This window comes from Aeromonas sp. MR7 (assembly GCF_963899385.1).
In the GTDB taxonomy this organism is placed as follows: Bacteria; Pseudomonadota; Gammaproteobacteria; order Enterobacterales; family Aeromonadaceae; genus Aeromonas; species Aeromonas bestiarum.
Window position 1 is genome coordinate 48,044 of sequence record NZ_CAWQXH010000050.1, and the last position, 17,149, is coordinate 65,192.

Genomic DNA, 17,149 nt, shown 5'->3' on the forward strand with positions numbered 1-17,149 from the left:
GGCGGGCCACCCGGCCCGCACAACCGAAAATCGGTACGACTCAGCTCAACCAGTGGTAAATGGCAAACAGCAGGGGGGCCACGGCGGCGGTGAGGATGCCGCACACCACCATGGCGAGCGATGAGAAGGCCCCCTGGGTAATGCCCTTCTCGGCGGAGGTGGCGGTGCCGATGGCGTGGGCGCAGGCCCCCATGGCCAGCCCCTGGGCTTCGGGGTCGGTCACCCGCATCAGTTTGAGCAGCGGGTAGCCGATGAGGGCGCCTACAATCCCGACCACCACCACCACGGCCGCCGCGATGGCCGGAATGCCGCCGAGGGACTGGCTGACGCTCATGGCGAGCGGGGTTGTGATGGACTTGGTGGCGAGCGAGGCCAGCAATGCCGGATCGGCGCCCATAAAATGACCGATCAGCAGGGTTGTGCAGACCGAGATCAAGACGGAGGCCAGAGTACAGATTAGGATGGGCTTGAGCCTGGCCTGGATCTGGCGGGCCTGCTGGTAGAGCGGCAGGGCCAGCGCCACCACGGCGGGTTCCAGCAGCGCCGTGATGGGGCGGGTGCCGCTCTCGTACTGATCCAGCGGCAGATCCAGCCAGAGCAGCAGGCCTATGATGACGGCGGTGGGCACCAGCACGGGATTGATGATGGGCCAGGGCAGGCGGCGATAGAGGGCCCGGGTGGCGAAGTAGAGGGCCAGGGTCAGGGGGATGGCAAGCCAGAAGATCATCGGTTCATCCTCTGGTAGAGCCGGCCGACCGTGCCGAGGATCAAGACTATCCCGAGCACTATGCAGAGCATGATGAGGCCGAACGATTGGCGCAGGGGCTCCAGCCAGGCCACCAGCCCGACCGCCACCGGCACGAACAGCACGCCCATGTGGCGCAGCAGCAGGCCGGCGCCGAGCTCGACCCAGTGCAATTTCACCAGTTGCAAGGAGAGCAGCACAAACAGCAGCAGCATGCCGATGATGCTGCCGGGGAAGGCGAACGGCAGTATGGCTGCCAGGGTTTTGCCCGCCAGCAGGCAGGCGACTATGACCATGAAGTCACGAAGGTACAGCAAGGCACGTTGCGCGATCACGTGAGCCCCAACTTGGTAACTGTGAATGAACGGGCAGTTTACCAGAGAGGCAGGGGCGCGGCATTAAAACAATAACAGCTGAAATCAGTTTGTTTGAAGCTGATTTGATTGAAGATTTTCTGACTCGATGCACTTTTCGAACGACCAGGTTCTGAACTGTTTGTTTTGTTTATGAATTACAAGGAGTAGCCATGACATCCCTCTTGTCCCGCGTGCGTCACCTGGCGGCCGATAGCAGCCTGCCCCCGGATTTGTTGCAAACCCGTCAGTGGGACGGGGCAGTGTGCCGGGTCAGGCTCGACAACACAGGCCCTGATGCCACGCCGGTCGGCCGCTGGGTGCTGTTTGACGGCAAGCTCGACCTCTCGCCTGCGTGCGCTATCTATGGCGAAGGATTCCAGATGCTGGCCCAGACCATGGGCAGTTGGCAGGCCCCGCAGCCGGTGGGCCGTTGTCCCGATGCCGGCGTCTATCGCATCAGCGGCGACGACGGCTATCACACGGTCCACAACCTGTTGCTGGTGGAACACGGCAAGGGCTGGCTGCTGCTCGCCTTTGCCAGTTGCCACCGTTTTGGCGGGGAGTTTCGACTCTACCCCGATGGCTGGCTGCAAATCCTGATGAACTGCGAAGAGCGTCTGTTGCCTGCCGGCCAGCACTGGCAGAGCGAGGCGCTGATCTGTCTGGAGGGAGCGGATCGCGAGGCGCTGCTGGCCGAGCTGGCGAGCATGATCGAGGCCGAACACGGCAGCCTGATCGCCGAGGTGGCGACCCGCCCCAGCGGCTGGTGCTCCTGGTATCACTACTATGCACAGGTGAGCGCCGCCGACATTCGCGAGAATCTGGCGGTGCGGGCAGAGCGTTTCCCGGCCCTGCGCTACGTGCAGATCGACGATGGCTATCAGGCGAAGATGGGGGATTGGCTCACCCCTTCGCCCAAGTTCGAACAGGGAGTGGCAGCCCTTGCGGCGGAGATCCGCAGTGCCGGCTGCGAGCCCGCGCTCTGGGTCGCCCCCTTTATTACCGAGCCGACCTCACAGGTGTTTCAGGAGCACCCCGACTGGTTCGTGAAGGGGGATGACGGGCTGCCGCTGCCCTCCGAGCGGGTTACCTACGGCGGCTGGCGCTGCACCCCCTGGTATGTGTTGGACGGCACCCACCCCGAGGTGCAGGCTCACCTTGAGCAGGTATTTCGCACCCTGCGCGAGCAGTGGGGCATCCACTACTTCAAGCTCGACGCCAACTTCTGGGGGGCCATCCACGGCGGCCGCTTCCACGACCCGGCCGCCACCCGGGTCGAGGCCTACCGACGCGGCATGGCCGCCATCCTGCGCGGGGCGGGCGAGGGGGCCTTCCTGCTTGGCTGCAACGCGCCCATCTGGCCAAGCCTCGGCCTGGTGCACGGCATGCGGGTAAGCGATGACGTGGAGCGCAATGGCCACCGTTTTCGCCAGATTGCTCGCGAGGCCTTCTGCCGCGCCTGGCAAAACGACCGGCTGTGGGCGCTGGATCCCGACTGCATCTGCCTGCGGGATCTGCCGAGTCAGCAGGCCAGCCCGGCAGAGTACCGCTTTCATCTGGCTGCGCTGGTGGCGAGCGGCGGCATGATGCTGGCCGGTGACCGGCTGCAGGATCTCGACGAGGGGCAGGCGGCGCAGCTGCACAAATTGCTGGCCCTGTGCGCGGTCCGTACTCCGTCCGCCCGCTTCGAGTCGATGGAGTTTGCCTGTGGGGAAGTGAGCCTGCCCGAGGGCGGTACCCTGCTCTGCCTCTTCAACTGGGAAGGGCAGCCCCAGGAGTTCCTGTTGCCATCGGGCGGCCAGGATTTCTGGGATGAGGGTGCGGTCGGCACCGCGCTCACCCTGCAAGGGGGCGAGGGGCGGGTGATCCGCTACCGCTGAGCAGGCTGGCAATACATTCAGGCTCCCACGGGAGCCTGAATGTATTGCGAAAGGCGCAGCTATGCCGGGGTCAGTAACGCCACTCGAAGCCGATGGCGTAGTTGGCGGCGCCATAGCCCGGGATCTCGTTGCTGGAGAGCAGCGCCTTGAAGGTGAGCTGCGGGCTGAGGGGAATGCCGAGCCCCATGCCGAGGGCCACTTCATCGTTGGTGTTGCCCATCATGTCGGCCCGGATCATCCGATAGAGCGACATGTCCTGGCTCATGTGCACATAGCTCTGGGAGGCGCGATTGTAGAGCTGACCGAACACTTCCAGCTGAAAACCCGCCTGGGGGGTGATGGCCAGCGGCACGCCGACGAAGTTGTAGAGATCGGAGCGGTTGAAATAGCTGTTGGTGATCTGGGGAGTGAAGTCGGTCTGCTGATAGAGACGGCTGAAGTTGCTCTCGATCAGCTGATAAGTCTGCTGCGGCAATTGCAGCAAATAGTCGGGGACATCAAAACGCACGCCCGCCATGCCGGCCGAAGGCAGCAGGGAGCAGACGAGCAAACCGAAACCGGATAATCCTGAACGCATCAGATGAGGCATCCCCAAGGGTCGATAGCCAAAGGCCGTTAATGCAATGTTAGCGCACAAATAATTGAAACTTCAGGAGTCTTTGCTCCCCTTCCCATTATGTCTTGGGCGAGGGGAGCATACCGACATTTAACTGTGAAACCGATCACATCTCACAGATCTTCGAGGTAGTGATAGAGGCTCTTGAGAATCGCAAAGTTCCGTTCGTTACCCTGATTCTGCTCGGCCAGCGCCTCGAGGCGGGGGGCGTAGTCCGGCAATCGGCGGCTGAAGTAGTCGCTGCAGTGCAGGCGCCAGCGCTTCTGCTCCGCCTCGCTCAGGGTGTGCGGCCAGTTGCGGGCGCGGTAGCGGAACAGCATCTGGGGCAAACGCGCGTCTGTGAAGGCAAATTCCCGCTCCCCCAGCAGTTCGGCCGGGGTGGCACGCACCAGATCCATGGTGGCCTTGTCGCCGTGACCGAAGAAGCCGGCGTAGAGCTGGGTATCCGGATCCGAGTCGTTGTTGCCCGCAAACTCCTGATTGAACACCTCCACCAGTTTTTCCCGTACCTCGGGGTGAGCCCGCAGCAGGTTCAGGCTCTTGCGGCACTGTTCTCTGTCTATGCCAAGCTCGTCGGCGCGCTCGGAGGTCAGGGTGGCCGCCGGCGCCAGCACGGGGCACTTGTTGATGTGTACCAGCTTGACCGGAATGGCCGCCAGATCCCCCAGCTCGTCCTTGCGGGTATAGAGTCGCTCGCGGATCTCGTCGCTGGTGAGCTCGATGAGCGGGGTGGGGTCGCGGGTCAAATCCACCATGATCACCGCGTTCTGGTTGCTGGGATGCCAGGCGAGCGGCGACACCCAGCTCACGCACCCCTGCCAGGGGGAGAACATGCCGGAGACATGGGTCAGCGGCTTCATGGTCACCACGTCGATCAGTGCCTTGACCTTGTTCTTGTTGCGAAGCTCAAACAGATAGCCAAACAGCTTGGGCTGGGCCTGTTTCACCAGCTTGGCCATCTCTATGGTGGCCAGCACGTCCGAGAGGGCATCGTGGGCGTTGGCGTGGGCCACGCCGTTGGCCACCGTCAGTTTTTCGAGCCTAAAACTCGGCTTGTCCTCTTCATCGAAGGCCCACTCTATCCCCTCCGGGCGCAGGGCGTAGCAGGCCCGCAGCATGTCGAGTATGTCCCAGCGGGAGTTGCCGTTCTGCCAGCTGTAGGCGTAGGGGTCGTAGAAGTTGCGATAGAGGGTGTAGCGGGTCACCTCGTCATCGAAGCGGATGCTGTTGTAGCCCAGCACGCAGGTATTCGGGGTGGCAAACTGCTCGTGGATCTGGGCAATGAAATCTGCCTCGCACAGCCCGTCCTTCATCGCCTTTTGCGGCGTGATGCCGGTGATGAGGCAGGCCTCCGGCTCCGGCAGATAGTCCGCCGGCGGCTTGCAATAGATGACCAGCGGCTCGCCGATGAGATTGAAATCCCCGTCGGTACGAATGCCGGCGAACTGCGCCGGTCTGTCCTTGGCCGGGCTGATGCCGAAGGTCTCGTAATCGTGGAAGTAGAAGGTTTGCTGTGTGGCTTGGTTCTTTGATGTGCTCATTTGTTCTTTATATATCGCCTAGGCTTTTGATTTTATGGTTCTTTATGGTGTGTTCAGTCATATCTGAGCACTCAGTAATTCTTTCGTTGTTCACCGCTGTCTAGCCTCGTTCACTGGCTATTTAGTACAACTAGAAGTACAAAATATGGTATTTTGTTAGTACAAAATTTTATTGGGTGAGCGATGGCAATTTCAGACAGCTGGCTGCGAGGCATCAATGGTAAACCATACACGGGTCAGAGCGAAGTCACTGACGGTGATGGGCTTGGTGTCAGGGTATCACCCAAGGGGCTGATCACCTTCCAGGTGCGCCATATGCGGGACAGGAAACAAGTCAGGACGACAATCGGCCGTTACCCTGGAGTGACGCTTCGGGATGCTAGGATAAAGGCCGCAGAGCTCAAGGCCGGTCCTGAGCAAACTGTCGAGACAGGGGATGAACCAACACCCGCGTTGCTACTCGATGAGTGGTTTGACAAGTATGTGATGCGTGAGTGTCGCGAGAGTACCCAGAAAAACTATCGCTATACCTTCTCGTCGGTGAAGAACCGCCTGCCAGACAGACCACTCAACCAGATCACCATGGATATGTGGCTGACCTACTTCGATGCCATCAGCGAACGGGCACCAGGTGTTACCCGCTCGGTGATCACCGCGCTCAAGGCCTGCTTCAACTGGCATATCCGCCGCGGCTCAATCCAACCACCTTGCATGATGAGCCTACGGGCCCGTGATGTGGGGGCCATGCCAAAAACCGGTAGCAGGGTGCTGACGGTGCTTGAGGTGGTCAAGATATGGCGAGCCATTGAAGCGTGCCGTGCCGGTACCGCCAACAAGGTGATCCATCTGCTCTGCCTGGTCTATGGTTGTCGCCTCTCGGAGGCGAGAACCATCAAGCGCAGCGATCTGGATTTTGACTCCATGGTATGGACTGTGCCGGCCGAGGTCAGCAAGACGGGGCGTGAAATTCGTAGACCGATCACCACCATTGGCCGCCAGTTGTTCGAGCGGGCTGGCATGGCATCGGTTGATCCTGAGTATCTGTTCCCAGGGCAATCTGGTGGGGTTGTCGAGATCCACTCATGTAACCGACTGGTTAGCCGGTTGCGCAGCAACTTGGGGATCCCGCATTGGCGTATTCATGATGCCCGACGCACCCTATCAACAAGGCTATCCGAACTCGGCGTATCACCGCATATCACTGAGACGATGCTGGGTCATGCGCTGCTCGGCGTGATGGCGGTGTACAACAAGCATGATTGGCTGGAGGACCAACGAGCAGCATATGAGCTTTGGTGGTCGGTCCTCCAGCGTGAGTTAGGATTGGGCTTGGGTTCTGTTGTGGCTGTCAATCCAGGCCATAATGTGTGACTTTATCCAGCGCAGGGGCTGATGGTCGATGGGCTTGGGGAAAGTGGCGTCTTTATTGCGAAGGTGGTAAAGCGCAGTCCTACCTTTTCCCAGCATCACCAGCAGCTCTTTTTGCTCTATTTTTTCAATTGGTTCAAGCATATATCCTCCAGTGAGTCCTAGAACGGCAGGTCATCGTCGTAATCGATGGGTGGTTTGTTATGTGCCGGTGTTTGTACCGGCTGTTGCGCTGGTCTTGACTGGCTGTATCCCCCCTGCTGTTTTCCCCCTCCGCTTTGCCCATTCCCTCCCAGCATCTGCATCACGCCATTGAAGCTATCGACCAGCACCTCCGTGGTGTAGCGTTCTTGGCCGCCATGGTCCTGCCACTTGCGAGTCTGCAACTTCCCTTCGACATAGACTTGGGAGCCCTTCTTCAGCCACTCTCCGGCTACTTCAGCGAGCTTCCCCATGAAAACTACACGGTGCCACTCGGTACGCTCTTTCTGATCATTGGTCTGCTTGTCGCGCCAGGTCTCGGAAGTAGCCAGGGTGATGCTGGTGACAGCACCACCGCTCGGCATGTAACGTACCTCCGGATCCTGCCCAAGGTTGCCAATCAGGATGACTTTGTTGATTCCGCGGCTGGCCATCAGTGAGTCTCCAGCGCTTGATAAAGTTGCTGGAACTTGGCGTTGACCGCCTTCCACTGGGGGTCTTTGGCCATCTTCAAGCAGTGAATGCGGCGGGCCATGGCGAACTTGGCATTGGCCTGCATATCTGCGCTGGCGGCGTGGTGCTGGGCCTTCTTGTAGGAGAGGGCGGCTTGAGGATACATCGTGGCCTGTTCCTGCTGGATAGCCTGTTGGATGTCATCCCGGTAATTTCGCTTGTGAAGTCGTTGATCCATCGTGTCCTCCCGGACAGTCGTTGTGTTCGTTACATCATGGCCAGTACGGCCAATATCAGTGTGGTGCTGACCAGAATGGTCAGTCCTTCAATCTGTGCCCGGCTCAATCTCCTGGTACTCCAGCTCGTTGAAGTTGAGATAAGCGGCCGGCGCCTGGTCGATGGCCGCCAGCCTGATCTGTTGGTGGGTCATCGGGTGATGCGCCTCGACGGTGCCGGTCAGGCGATCCTGCGCGGCACCCAGTTCGGTAGCGGCATTCAGGGTGTAGTGGTAACGGTGCATTTACCTGCTCCTTTGGTTGTGTCTATCTGCCAGCGGTACCCGCCGTGTTTCTCTTGCTGGCCGGCAAGACAGCGGGTGATGCCTTCCCTGACAAAACCGCCCTTGTTCTCTGCGTCAGTGACGCTCTCGAACCGAACGACCTGATCCCCGCAAGTCCCTACCACAGGGGTCTTGCGCCACTGCGGCGGCTTCACCACCTCAACATAGAGGCGGCGGGTGTTCCGCCCCCGGCCGTTGGCATCAAGGATGCAACTGTGCTCAACCCGAGTTGTGAAGCGAGACTCTCGATGGATCTGGCTCATCACCATGCTGGCCTTGATCGCAGTGATGGCGAACTCAGCTGCCACATCCCCACATAGAGCCCCCTCTACCTGGGCATGTACCCACTCGGCAACGTCCTGAACGATGCTCATGCTGCTCTCCTTATCTGCAGGCGTTTGTAGGGGTTGTTGGCTCTGGCGATGGCTGCCATCGGTGGCGGACTGACGCTGTTGCCGACCATCAGTACCTGATCGGTGATGGTCAGCGGGGTGCCGTCGTGGCCACGGTCATGGATGTAGTGGCGGGGCATGCCCTGGCAGCCATAAAGCTCTTTAGGTACCAGCATGCGCAGGCCGATATCCACGATCACCCATGTGCTGCCGCACCAGGTCACGGTCACCAGAGCCAGCCGGTCCTTGGTGGTGATGGTGTGCATCGGCTCGGTGACGGCCCCCCATTGCCCGCCGTTCGAGTAGTAGCGCATCAGGAAGGCGCTGACCCGCAGGGCCCCGGCTTCTTGTTCCGGTGTCAGGCCGTATTCACCTGGGCTGGCCATCACTGTCTGCACTGTGGCGTGGTGCTGGCCCGCTGAAACGATGGTGGGGAGCTGGCTCTCAGGTGTGCTTGGCGGCAAGTTCTTGCGCAGGTGCACCATGAAGGCCGAGGCCAGTTGCTGCTGGCTGCCGCTTGAGGTGATGGTGCTGCACGGGTCAGTCACGGATCTGGCTGGCACGGTGTTGAATCCGCCGTTGGCCTGAATCATCAAGGGTGCGGCCAGCATGGACTTGCCACCGCCGCCGGCCATGATGGCCGCTGCGGGTTCATCCACCCCGTGCTCGCCTCCTTTACCGAAGTGGCGCACCACCAGAGGGGCCAGACTCGGGTTGCAGACGGCGAACGCACCTCCCTTCGGCCAACCGGTGATGGTGCGCAGCGGTGCATCAACCGAGTCGACACATCGCCCTGACCAGTTGGCCAGTTCGATGATGAAGGGCTTGGGATTGGTCAGCACCTCGCGGATCACCCCGATGGCCACGCGCTCCAAGGTGGCATCTGCCAGCGGGCGTTTGACGTTCAGGCCCTGGTCCCTGGCTTCTTCTTTGGTGAGGAAGATGCTGGGGCAGGGGATCGACCAGTCGATGTGATCCGCAGTCACCCGGTACGGCTTCAGGGCGCTACCCGGGACCGGTGCCTTGCAGTGAGTCGGGGCCGGCCAGCAAACTGGCTCTCCGTCCCGACGGGCCACGAGATAGAGGCGCTGGCGGCTGGTGGCCGCCCCGTAGTCCGCAGCGTTTAGGACCGTGTGATCGACCACATATCCCAGACGTTCGATGCTGGCCAGAAAGCGGCGCCAGGTCTGGCCTGCACGCTTGGGATCCGGTACCAGATATTGCTGCTGGCGTGGCACCCGCTCCCCAGGCTCGGCGATATGCTGCTCGATCTTGGTCTTCTTGCCGCGCTGAACCTCGACCAGCTTGATCACCCGGCCCGTGGCTTTGTCACGCTTGGCGATAAGCGGCCCCCAGGTGCGCATCTGCTTGACGTTCTCCATGGAGAGCACAGCGGTTTTACCCAGGGCCAGCCACTTGATAATCACCCAGGCGAGGCTGCGGATCTCCTGCTTGCGCGGCTGACCGCCGGCGGCCTGGGAGTGATGGGTGCAATCCGGGCTGGCGTGCAGCCAACCGATCGAGCGCCCCGCCAGCACAGCAACCGGGTCCACAGCCCAGATATCCTCAGGCAGGTGCAGAGCCTCCGGGTGGTTCGCCTGATGCATGGAGAGCGCCTTGGGGTTGTGGTTGATGGCGATGTGCACCGGGCGCCCCAGCCCACGCTCGATCCCTGTGCTGGCACCACCGCCACCGGCGAACATGTCCACGTTGATGGCAGACTCCAGATTGAGCGGGGCCCCGGTCACCTTGGCCCTGACGGCGCGGGAGCGGCGAAGTGATTTGCTCATGCGGCCTCCCCGTCATTCAGAGATAGCGTCAGCTGGTCTTCACCCGATGTCAGCAGCATTGCCGCCTTGGCCGTAGCCATTTCCAGCAGGTCAAAACTGGTTGTCAGGTTGTCGATGATCCAGCCGGCCAGCTCGGCCGTCTTGGCCGGGGTCAGGATGTCGGCATCGTCGATCTGGTAAATGATCCCCTTCACTGCGGGGTGGCGCTGCCAGTGGGGTAGGACAGGCGTCCGCCCTTCCAGCACGAACCCATCGTGGACAGGCTTGCCTGCTTTGAGGTTGGCGGCAGCCAGGGTCAGGCGATAGCAGATCTCAGACGGCAGTTCGCCTTCTTCAAACCACCCGTTCAGGTAGCTGCGAAGGGTGTTCTGTTCAGCATCGGAAAGCTGCGTGGCCTCATCTACATATCTCGCCAAGTAGAGACCAGGTTCGGCATAGTCAGGGTGGTGCGTTTTACCGCACAGTGCCCGCTCAATCTGATCCTGGGCAATCGGTCGGCTAACTTCAAAACCCAGCGTAGTCAGTGCAACGTCAGTGGCGAGCTGATGAATCAGATAGTCGGTAACCACGGGCGACTCCCCCGCTGCCAGATGCGCGATGGCGGGCTGCTCTTGCGGCATGGCTGGCTCGGTAGAAACGGCCTTGGCGATGGCCTGGCTGGCCTCTTCGTTGAGCGCGACAGCTTGGCGGTGGATCATGTCGAGGATGATCTTGCCGGTGGTGATCAGGTCGTCCCGGCGCAGGCGTGCTTCGGGTCGGCGCTCGCCCTGCCAACTGGTATCGAAGATGACCACAGCGGAGGCGAAGCCGCTGGCGGTGGGTTTGTCTTTCTTGGGGTCGCGGGGTTTGTACCATTGCGGCAACTCAAAGCCGATACGTCCGCTGATGAACTGGATGAAGTCGGCATCCTCCGGCCACCAGGTCTCGCTGGTAGCAGCCTTGATGAGCAGCATGATCTTGGCGCCCAGCGCCCGCTGCTCGCGGCAATAGTTGAGAATGGCCTCCATCCCGGTGATGGGGTTGCCGTCTCCATCCACACAAGGACGGGAGTAGGGCGGGTTGGCATAGGCAGCGCCACCTAGGCGACGCAGGTCTGCGGCCAGCTCCTGGGTGAGGGCGTTATCCTCGGCGTCGTAGTAGTTCGGCACCAGGGCGTTGCAGTCGTCGGCGAACATATCGAGCACCACCGGCCCCAGGGTGGGGGCGAACTGGTGGAACAGGCCCCAGGCCAACGCCTTGGGGGTCTGCCACTGGTCGCCGATCTGCTTGAGTTCGTGGTCTGGCAGGAGTTGCAGCTCGGCCAGTGCTTGGGCGTAGTGGTTCATTCCTCACCATCCTCTTCGCGACTGCTGCCAGTTACCTCGTAGGCAAATTCAGACCACTTGGCACGGGCCAGTTCAGACATCTCGCCCCAGCGGCCCGCGCATTCTTGCGCAACGATGTTGCCATCCCTGAAGGTCAGCGTCCCGCAGTTGCTGCCGATATCCTCGTCAGCGTATTTGACGATGATATCGATGCCAGGGTGCTGCTTTGATAGCGACTCCAACAATTTCACCGGGCATGCCCACGCCGTATCAAATTGTACAAATCCATCATCGAGACAGATCTTCTGCGAATAGGCATTCCACTTTGTGCCCCACTTTTCTCTGGCAAAGTCCATCGTGTGGAAGAAACCGTGCTGACGCTTGTTGCGTAGCATTTGGACGAACTGCTCAAACCCTTCATCGTTCATTTCGAGCACATTCACATTGCTGCGGTTATGTCGCTCAAGGCTGGCTATAAACGGGTTTTCATCCAACGGGGTCTTGGTGACCACCTCTGCGGCTCGTTCTGAATAAAGACATATTCCGTCCCATTCGAATTTGCCTTGAAATCTGACCACGTTGTTAAAGTCGACTTTTCCTTCGCCATTGATGAGCGACTCAAGGACATTTCGCGGGGCTTGGATGATGTTGGTTACATGGTTTGGCATGGTCTTTCCTCACTCGTTGCGACCCGTACCCCGGATCAGGGCTTGGCCTGCTTGGCCGACTCTGCCTTCTTCGCGATCCTGGCTACTGCGCGGGCCGCCTTGAGGCACTCATCGAACACCTTCCCTTTGGCAAAGCTGGGTGTCCGGTCGAAATAGCGTTTGGCTTCAGCCACGCCCAGCGAGATCGCCAGGGGGGGGAAATTGCTCTTTCTCCAGCGTCGCCTTGATGTGCTTGGCAATGAACTCGCTTGGGTGCATGGCTGCCTCCGCTATCTCTGAAATTGGTCTCATCACACAAGCGACAGGCAAAAGGAGGCCGTGACCCGCTGTTGGGCCGCTATCGCTTGTGGGATAAGGGCCCCGTTGCCGGGGCCAGGAGAGAGCATGTCGGGCTGTTTTGGCAGGGCCTGGAGCCCTGTGCCAGCGTGGGCGGTGGTGCTGCCCTTGATGGCGCCGTCAGGTGGGTGACGGTGGGTGTTGCTTGTTGGTCAGCTGTCAGCCCGATCAGCCAGAACAACATCAGGAGTAGTAACCACATGCGTTGCACCTGTGGTGAGGCTGAGCGCTTCACAGCGAGTCAGCCGTTCTTGTTGTCGGCACCGGTGCGCCCTCACGGGCAGACCTACCATTTCGAAACTGTCGCCTCTCGGCGAGGGCCTTGGTGGCGCTTCACAGCGTGATCAGGCTACCGCGTAACCCTGCGGTGGGTTGGTTGCCGGTTACCCTATCCGGCGTCAGCGCTGAGGTCTTTCGACTTGCCCAACTGACGGGTTTGCTGTGGTGGCCTACGATTGCACTTCCTATCGGCACCTCCCGGCTGCATGCAGCCGATGGGATGGTTATCACCACAACCGTGGATTGCACTGGTCTTGCTTTCAGCCCGGGCGGTTCGACCAATCCAGTCCGACCAAACTTGCTGGTCTTCCTGTCGCTGCCTTAGATCCGATGCCGGTGTCCTATCAATGCAATCCCGGTTGTGTCCCGGCCTTTCACCGGGTGGGTGGCTGGGGAGTCAGACCCGCCACTCGCTTCGTTCGCTATCACTTCAACTGCGCTGTCTTTCCAGCTGTCAGCCGGTCACTGCCTTAATTTCCGTTCACCTTGGTCGGCACGCATTCACGCCTTGCCAAGGGAGTGCGGGGAGGTGAGTCAGCCCGGTTGCCGGTGTTATGTCCCCAAGCGGTCTGTTGCCACCGCTGCCAGTGTTGTGCTGGCCCTCCGGCTGGGGTTGTCTTTCGCAAACAGATGATTTGCTAACTTGCGGTTAGGATATATCGGTTATATTTTTCGTCAATAGCTAAAAGTTAGTTTTTGGGTTTTTTTTATCTTTGTCGCTTAGCCCATTGTGATGTGGCTCTTGGGACGGATATGGAGAATGATGCCAATGGCGCTGCAGGTAGGGTGGGGAAGGTTTAAAAAATCTGTCTGTGACCTAGGCAGGAAATGGCATGCCGCCTACTTCAAGAAGCAGCGGTCATGGATCGGATTGAGGGTAGAAATTTCGAGGGTGGTGGTAAAACCTGATGGGCACTTAGTTGCTCAAAATTCAGCGGTTCGCAAATTGCGGCGCCAGGTGAGCAGCAATTTGCTACTCAATCATCACCGCACAGACTAACACCGCACAGATCTGAACATCCTCATTGACCTGTAGCATGGGATATTGAGGATTTAGTGGCTTCAACCACCAATTACCAGCGTCTAGTACCAACTCTTTGAACGTCATGTCATTGCCATAACGGGCAATTACTTTCTTGCTTGGTGCAGGTTCAACATCTGGATCAACGATGATGATCGTGCCTTCTGGGTATGACTTCCCGCCCTGTGAAGAAACCATGGAGTCGCCTTTTACCACGACAGCAAAAGCTCTCGGGCCCGCTCGCACTGGGCTTATGATAGTTTCCTCGGCCTCTTCCAAAGTGGGAATAAAACCACACTCCTTGAACTCCCCGGCACTCACCCACGAAATCATGGGGACCCTGTATACGGGGTATGGCTGAGGTTCTACGTTGCCGTTATTGGTGTCACTCCCAGTTAGCAGCCATTGCACGCTTTTCCCAGTAATTCTGGAAAGCTCACCCAGCCTTTTAACTTCAGGTAGACCATCACCTCTTAGCCACTTGCGAACGGAAATCTCAGATAGATCCTCGCGTAGAGTGCGTTTCAGCTGGGCAATGCGTCCCCTCTGTGGCCAGTTCAACTCATCAAGAGCCAGATTGAGTCTCTTGGCGAATGCAATTTTGTCTGACTCGTAACGCGCCATTTCTGTCTGATTCTCATTCATATCCTAACGTCCGGTTATTATGTTGTGACTGGCGACTAACTTTAAGCTCTTGAGTTTTAACCTAACCTCTGGTTATTATTGTGGCGATACAAAAGACCAGAGGACGCCATGCATACCCTGATAACTCGATTTGGCTCCAAGAGTGCTCTCGCTGCGGCACTGAATATCACGCCAGAAGCAGTGAGCAATGCATTTCGGAGAGGCAAGGTTCCATCTACCTGGATTCTCAAGCTTAAACAGCAAGGTTTGAGCCAAGTCGATATTTCAGCTTTGCCTCTCGCGAACCGAGCCGCCGATATCTTGTCGGCACTGAAGCCTCAAGATGAACACGGAGCAGATCATGACACAGCAAACCGAAACTTCCACGTTAAGTAAACCTTCGGTTTCACGTCCGAACGTTTTAGTTGCTGCATACCTGCTCGGCAAGGACCGCAACATCAGTGAGATCGCCCGCCTGATGGGCAAGGGCGAGACCGTGCTGGCCAACAAGCTCAACCCAGATTGCGACAGCCATCACCTGAACCTGGGCGAGGCCGTCGCCGTCACTGAGCTCACTGGCGACAACCGGATTCTGGAAGCTTGGGCGGCCAGCCGTGGCAAAGCGCTCGTTGACCTGCCGGCCGGTGTCGTCAGCGACGATGACCTGGTGGAGCAGGTGCTGCTGGCTCAGTCGGTGTTCGGAAAGCTGATGCAGTCGATCCACGACGCCCGCGCCGATGGGGTGATCGACCGGATGGAGCACGGACAGATTGAGCGGATCGGCACCCAGGCAGCCGAGCATGTGCTGGGTCTGATCCGCACCACCGCCGTCAACGTGCGGACCTTGCCGGCCACCGCCGGCAAGTAGAAACAAGGCGGCCCCGCACTGCGTCAACAGTCGGGGCCATGGTTCAAACATCGAACAGGATGAGAACATGAAAGATCATATCCAACCTATCTGCAACGTGCAACCTCTGAAACCCTCCTTCAGGTTCAAGCTACCAACCACTATGCCGAGGTTGGTTGTTGGCACACAAGGCACATTCCTCGTTTATGGAGGCCCGCTTGGTCTGAGGATTCCTGCAACTCCAGATTTGATAGATCGCCACCTGCGCTCGCTCAAGCAGCATCTGGAGGCAATGCGCCATGGGTGAGGTGATCAGACTGGCGGCCCCGGTGGCCGCCCCTATCAACAGGAAGGCGAGCAACAACATGAGTGACAACCGTCGCAGTGGTTATGTGGTGTGCTGGCGTTCGTTGCTGCAAGCCGACTGGGCCCGCAATGCGACCAAGCTGGCCGCCTGGATGCGGTTGATCAGCATGGCCTCCTACGAGGCAGGTTGCGTGCGCTACAAGGGGCGTGATTGGCATCTGCTGCGCGGCCAGCTGGTGATCAGCGCCACCGAGCTGGGCCAGCAGCTACGTGACGAGCGCGGGCGCGGTCTCGACAAGAAGTCGACCGAGCGCCTGCTTGGCTGGTTCGCCAAAGAGGGGATGCTCGAACTGCGTGGCACCCCGTGGGGCACCATCATCGAGATCTGCAACTACGACGACTATCAGGCCGCCCTGCAGCCGGTTACCTCTAATTGCGAGCCATTCGCAACAGAGCAGTTTGAGGGCGCGACAAATGGGGCGCCCATCGGGGTGCACATCGGGGTGCAGAGTGTCCCGCCCAATGCCTTTGCTGGTGCGGCTTTGAGCGGTGATGCTGTCGCTCCAACTGTCGCGCCCATAGGGACCCCGACCGTCACGACAACAGAACAAGAAGTAAAAGAATTAGATAGTACAGAGGATCTTAAACAGATCTCTTGTCCGGTTTCTGACGAAACCGAACGAGACCAGAAGCGCAAGATCGCTCTGGTGGTGAGTCAAGAAGCCAAGTCGGTGCTGGAGCACTTCAACGCAGTGGCCGATCGCCGCTATCAAGCCAAACCCACCGCCCTGCAGAACATCAACGCCCGTCTGGCTGACGGCCACTCTGTTGCTGACCTGCAGTTGGTAGTGGACTTCAAGACCGCACACTGGGCAACGGACCTCAAAATGAGCGAGTACCTGCGCCCGATGACTGTATTCGCCCCGCAGAAGTTCGACGGGTATCTGGCTGCGGCCAAGCGCTGGGATGCCATCGGCCGCCCACGCTGTGTCGACGGCGAGTGGGAGGGGTTCGAACGTAAACGCCCGTCAAACCTTGCCAACGCCCAGAAGCAGGCCCAAGCCATTATGGCAGCAGGAGGAATCGGCTATGACGACAACACCATCCTCTGACGTGGTAGTGCTGCGCCAAGGTAGCCTGCAAGCAGCCGATCCCCGCGCTGCAGACCCGTTAACCCTGTTCCTGGCCAGTGAGCTGTTCCCGATGATGATCGCCTTCTGGCCGGCCAGCGCCAACCAGTTGGACAGCAACGCTGCTGGCACAGCCAAGGCGTGGGCCCTGACTATCAAGGGGTTCCCTGTCGGTTTGGTGCGCGATGCGGTGCTGCAGCTGGCAGATGAGGCCGATCGGCAATTTGCTCCCCGCCCTGCCGAAGTGAAGGCGCTTGTGTTGAGCATGATGCAGGCCGCCCAGCCAACCTCGCCGACCGGGCAAACCATATCGATTCGGGCCTGCGAGATGATCGCCGAGGTCAGGGTATTCAAGCGTGAGCACTCCGTCAGTGCCGATCTGGTGGCGGCCGAGCTGGCCAGCCTGCTGGCCGAGCTGCGTCAGCGTGGTGTCACAGTGACAGGGAGGATGGCGTGATGGCTGGTCAATTCAATGCAAATGCCGAGCGTGATGTGCGTGAGTCGCAGTTCTGCCGGGTAGTCATCTATCCGCCGGTACGGGGCTGGGTCGGTGAGCGGGTCCATCTGGAGGTATCGAACTCGCTGGATAACCTCGGCCAGACCGATGCGGCTACCGGCGCCGGTTATTACCTGGTGATGGATGGGGCCGAGGGAGCGCGGGCCGAAGCGGCGCGGATCCGGGGCAGGGTGGTGGAGCTGGTTCGTTTGTAAGCATGAGATTCGGGAGAATGAC

20 protein-coding genes are annotated in these 17,149 nt (G+C 59.6%); 7 read left to right on the forward strand and 13 right to left on the reverse strand.

All coding sequences use genetic code 11. The annotated features are described in order from the left end of the window. Positions 1 to 40: 40 nt before the first annotated feature. Together AACW87_RS19020 and AACW87_RS19025 are read right to left on the reverse strand one after the other, a co-directional pair. Positions 41 to 727, reverse strand: coding sequence for an LrgB family protein (locus AACW87_RS19020; protein WP_043556867.1), 687 nt, complete (start codon positions 725 to 727; stop codon positions 41 to 43). Further along, positions 724 to 1,080 carry a CidA/LrgA family protein gene (locus tag AACW87_RS19025; protein WP_042035460.1) on the reverse strand — a complete coding sequence of 119 codons (357 nt, stop codon included), beginning with the start codon at positions 1,078 to 1,080 and terminating at the stop codon, positions 724 to 726. Before AACW87_RS19025 ends, AACW87_RS19020 begins: the two co-directional genes overlap by 4 nt. A gap of 191 nt (positions 1,081 to 1,271) precedes the next feature. Between AACW87_RS19025 and AACW87_RS19030 the strand changes: the two genes are divergently transcribed. Continuing rightward, positions 1,272 to 2,981: a glycoside hydrolase family 36 protein gene (locus AACW87_RS19030; protein ID WP_241325823.1), complete on the forward strand. Its 1,710-nt coding sequence runs from the start codon at positions 1,272 to 1,274 to the stop codon at positions 2,979 to 2,981. Positions 2,982 to 3,051: 70 nt separating this feature from the next. Here AACW87_RS19030 and AACW87_RS19035 read toward each other — a convergent pair whose 3' ends face one another. Continuing rightward, entirely contained in the window at positions 3,052 to 3,558 is a 507-nt protein-coding gene (locus AACW87_RS19035; protein ID WP_043556869.1) for a hypothetical protein, read from the reverse strand. A gap of 152 nt (positions 3,559 to 3,710) precedes the next feature. Then, a complete protein-coding gene (gene sbcB / locus AACW87_RS19040; protein WP_241325824.1) occupies positions 3,711 to 5,138 on the reverse strand; it encodes an exodeoxyribonuclease I in 1,428 nt (475 codons plus the stop codon). Between the two features lie 183 nt (positions 5,139 to 5,321). Here sbcB and AACW87_RS19045 point away from each other — a divergent pair, with 183 nt between their 5' ends. Then, the gene (locus AACW87_RS19045; RefSeq protein WP_241325825.1) at positions 5,322 to 6,509 is read left to right on the forward strand and encodes a tyrosine-type recombinase/integrase; all 1,188 of its coding nucleotides are present in this window, start codon (positions 5,322 to 5,324) and stop codon (positions 6,507 to 6,509) included. Between the two features lie 158 nt (positions 6,510 to 6,667). Here AACW87_RS19045 and ssb read toward each other — a convergent pair whose 3' ends face one another. The 9 genes from ssb to AACW87_RS19090 all read right to left on the reverse strand — a co-directional run bounded on the left by ssb (position 6,668) and on the right by AACW87_RS19090 (position 14,154). Continuing rightward, on the reverse strand, positions 6,668 to 7,141 hold the full coding sequence (gene ssb / locus AACW87_RS19050) for a single-stranded DNA-binding protein (protein ID WP_241325826.1): 474 nt from the start codon (positions 7,139 to 7,141) through the stop codon (positions 6,668 to 6,670). After that, on the reverse strand, positions 7,141 to 7,398 hold the full coding sequence (locus AACW87_RS19055; protein WP_241325827.1) for a hypothetical protein: 258 nt from the start codon (positions 7,396 to 7,398) through the stop codon (positions 7,141 to 7,143). Before AACW87_RS19055 ends, ssb begins: the two co-directional genes overlap by 1 nt. 87 nt (positions 7,399 to 7,485) lie before the next feature. Beyond that, positions 7,486 to 7,680: a hypothetical protein gene (locus AACW87_RS19060; protein WP_241325828.1), complete on the reverse strand. Its 195-nt coding sequence runs from the start codon at positions 7,678 to 7,680 to the stop codon at positions 7,486 to 7,488. Next, entirely contained in the window at positions 7,656 to 8,093 is a 438-nt protein-coding gene (locus AACW87_RS19065) for a hypothetical protein (RefSeq protein WP_241325829.1), read from the reverse strand. Before AACW87_RS19065 ends, AACW87_RS19060 begins: the two co-directional genes overlap by 25 nt. Beyond that, complete coding sequence (locus AACW87_RS19070) at positions 8,090 to 9,901, reverse strand: DNA cytosine methyltransferase (RefSeq protein ID WP_241325830.1); 1,812 nt, start codon at positions 9,899 to 9,901, stop codon at positions 8,090 to 8,092. Before AACW87_RS19070 ends, AACW87_RS19065 begins: the two co-directional genes overlap by 4 nt. After that, positions 9,898 to 11,226, reverse strand: a complete 1,329-nt coding sequence (locus AACW87_RS19075) for a phage N-6-adenine-methyltransferase (protein ID WP_241325831.1) — start codon at positions 11,224 to 11,226, stop codon at positions 9,898 to 9,900. The genes AACW87_RS19070 and AACW87_RS19075 overlap by 4 nt, the downstream gene beginning before the upstream one ends. Then, on the reverse strand, positions 11,223 to 11,873 hold the full coding sequence (locus AACW87_RS19080; protein ID WP_241325832.1) for a DUF1281 family ferredoxin-like fold protein: 651 nt from the start codon (positions 11,871 to 11,873) through the stop codon (positions 11,223 to 11,225). Before AACW87_RS19080 ends, AACW87_RS19075 begins: the two co-directional genes overlap by 4 nt. 35 nt (positions 11,874 to 11,908) lie before the next feature. Then, complete coding sequence (locus tag AACW87_RS19085) at positions 11,909 to 12,046, reverse strand: hypothetical protein (protein WP_232307780.1); 138 nt, start codon at positions 12,044 to 12,046, stop codon at positions 11,909 to 11,911. 1,415 nt (positions 12,047 to 13,461) lie between these two features. After that, a complete protein-coding gene (locus AACW87_RS19090; protein ID WP_241325833.1) occupies positions 13,462 to 14,154 on the reverse strand; it encodes a S24 family peptidase in 693 nt (230 codons plus the stop codon). Between the two features lie 108 nt (positions 14,155 to 14,262). Here AACW87_RS19090 and AACW87_RS19095 point away from each other — a divergent pair, with 108 nt between their 5' ends. From AACW87_RS19095 to AACW87_RS19115, 5 genes are all read left to right on the forward strand, one after another. Continuing rightward, positions 14,263 to 14,529 (forward strand): hypothetical protein, encoded by a 267-nt coding sequence (locus tag AACW87_RS19095; protein ID WP_339385746.1) that lies wholly within the window; start codon positions 14,263 to 14,265, stop codon positions 14,527 to 14,529. Then, entirely contained in the window at positions 14,495 to 15,001 is a 507-nt protein-coding gene (locus AACW87_RS19100; protein ID WP_241325834.1) for a phage regulatory CII family protein, read from the forward strand. Before AACW87_RS19095 ends, AACW87_RS19100 begins: the two co-directional genes overlap by 35 nt. 278 nt (positions 15,002 to 15,279) lie before the next feature. After that, on the forward strand, positions 15,280 to 16,398 hold the full coding sequence (locus AACW87_RS19105; RefSeq protein WP_241325835.1) for a conserved phage C-terminal domain-containing protein: 1,119 nt from the start codon (positions 15,280 to 15,282) through the stop codon (positions 16,396 to 16,398). After that, a complete protein-coding gene (locus tag AACW87_RS19110; RefSeq protein WP_241325836.1) occupies positions 16,376 to 16,873 on the forward strand; it encodes a hypothetical protein in 498 nt (165 codons plus the stop codon). The genes AACW87_RS19105 and AACW87_RS19110 overlap by 23 nt, the downstream gene beginning before the upstream one ends. After that, positions 16,873 to 17,127 (forward strand): hypothetical protein, encoded by a 255-nt coding sequence (locus AACW87_RS19115; protein ID WP_241325837.1) that lies wholly within the window; start codon positions 16,873 to 16,875, stop codon positions 17,125 to 17,127. The genes AACW87_RS19110 and AACW87_RS19115 overlap by 1 nt, the downstream gene beginning before the upstream one ends. Positions 17,128 to 17,149 lie beyond the last annotated feature (22 nt).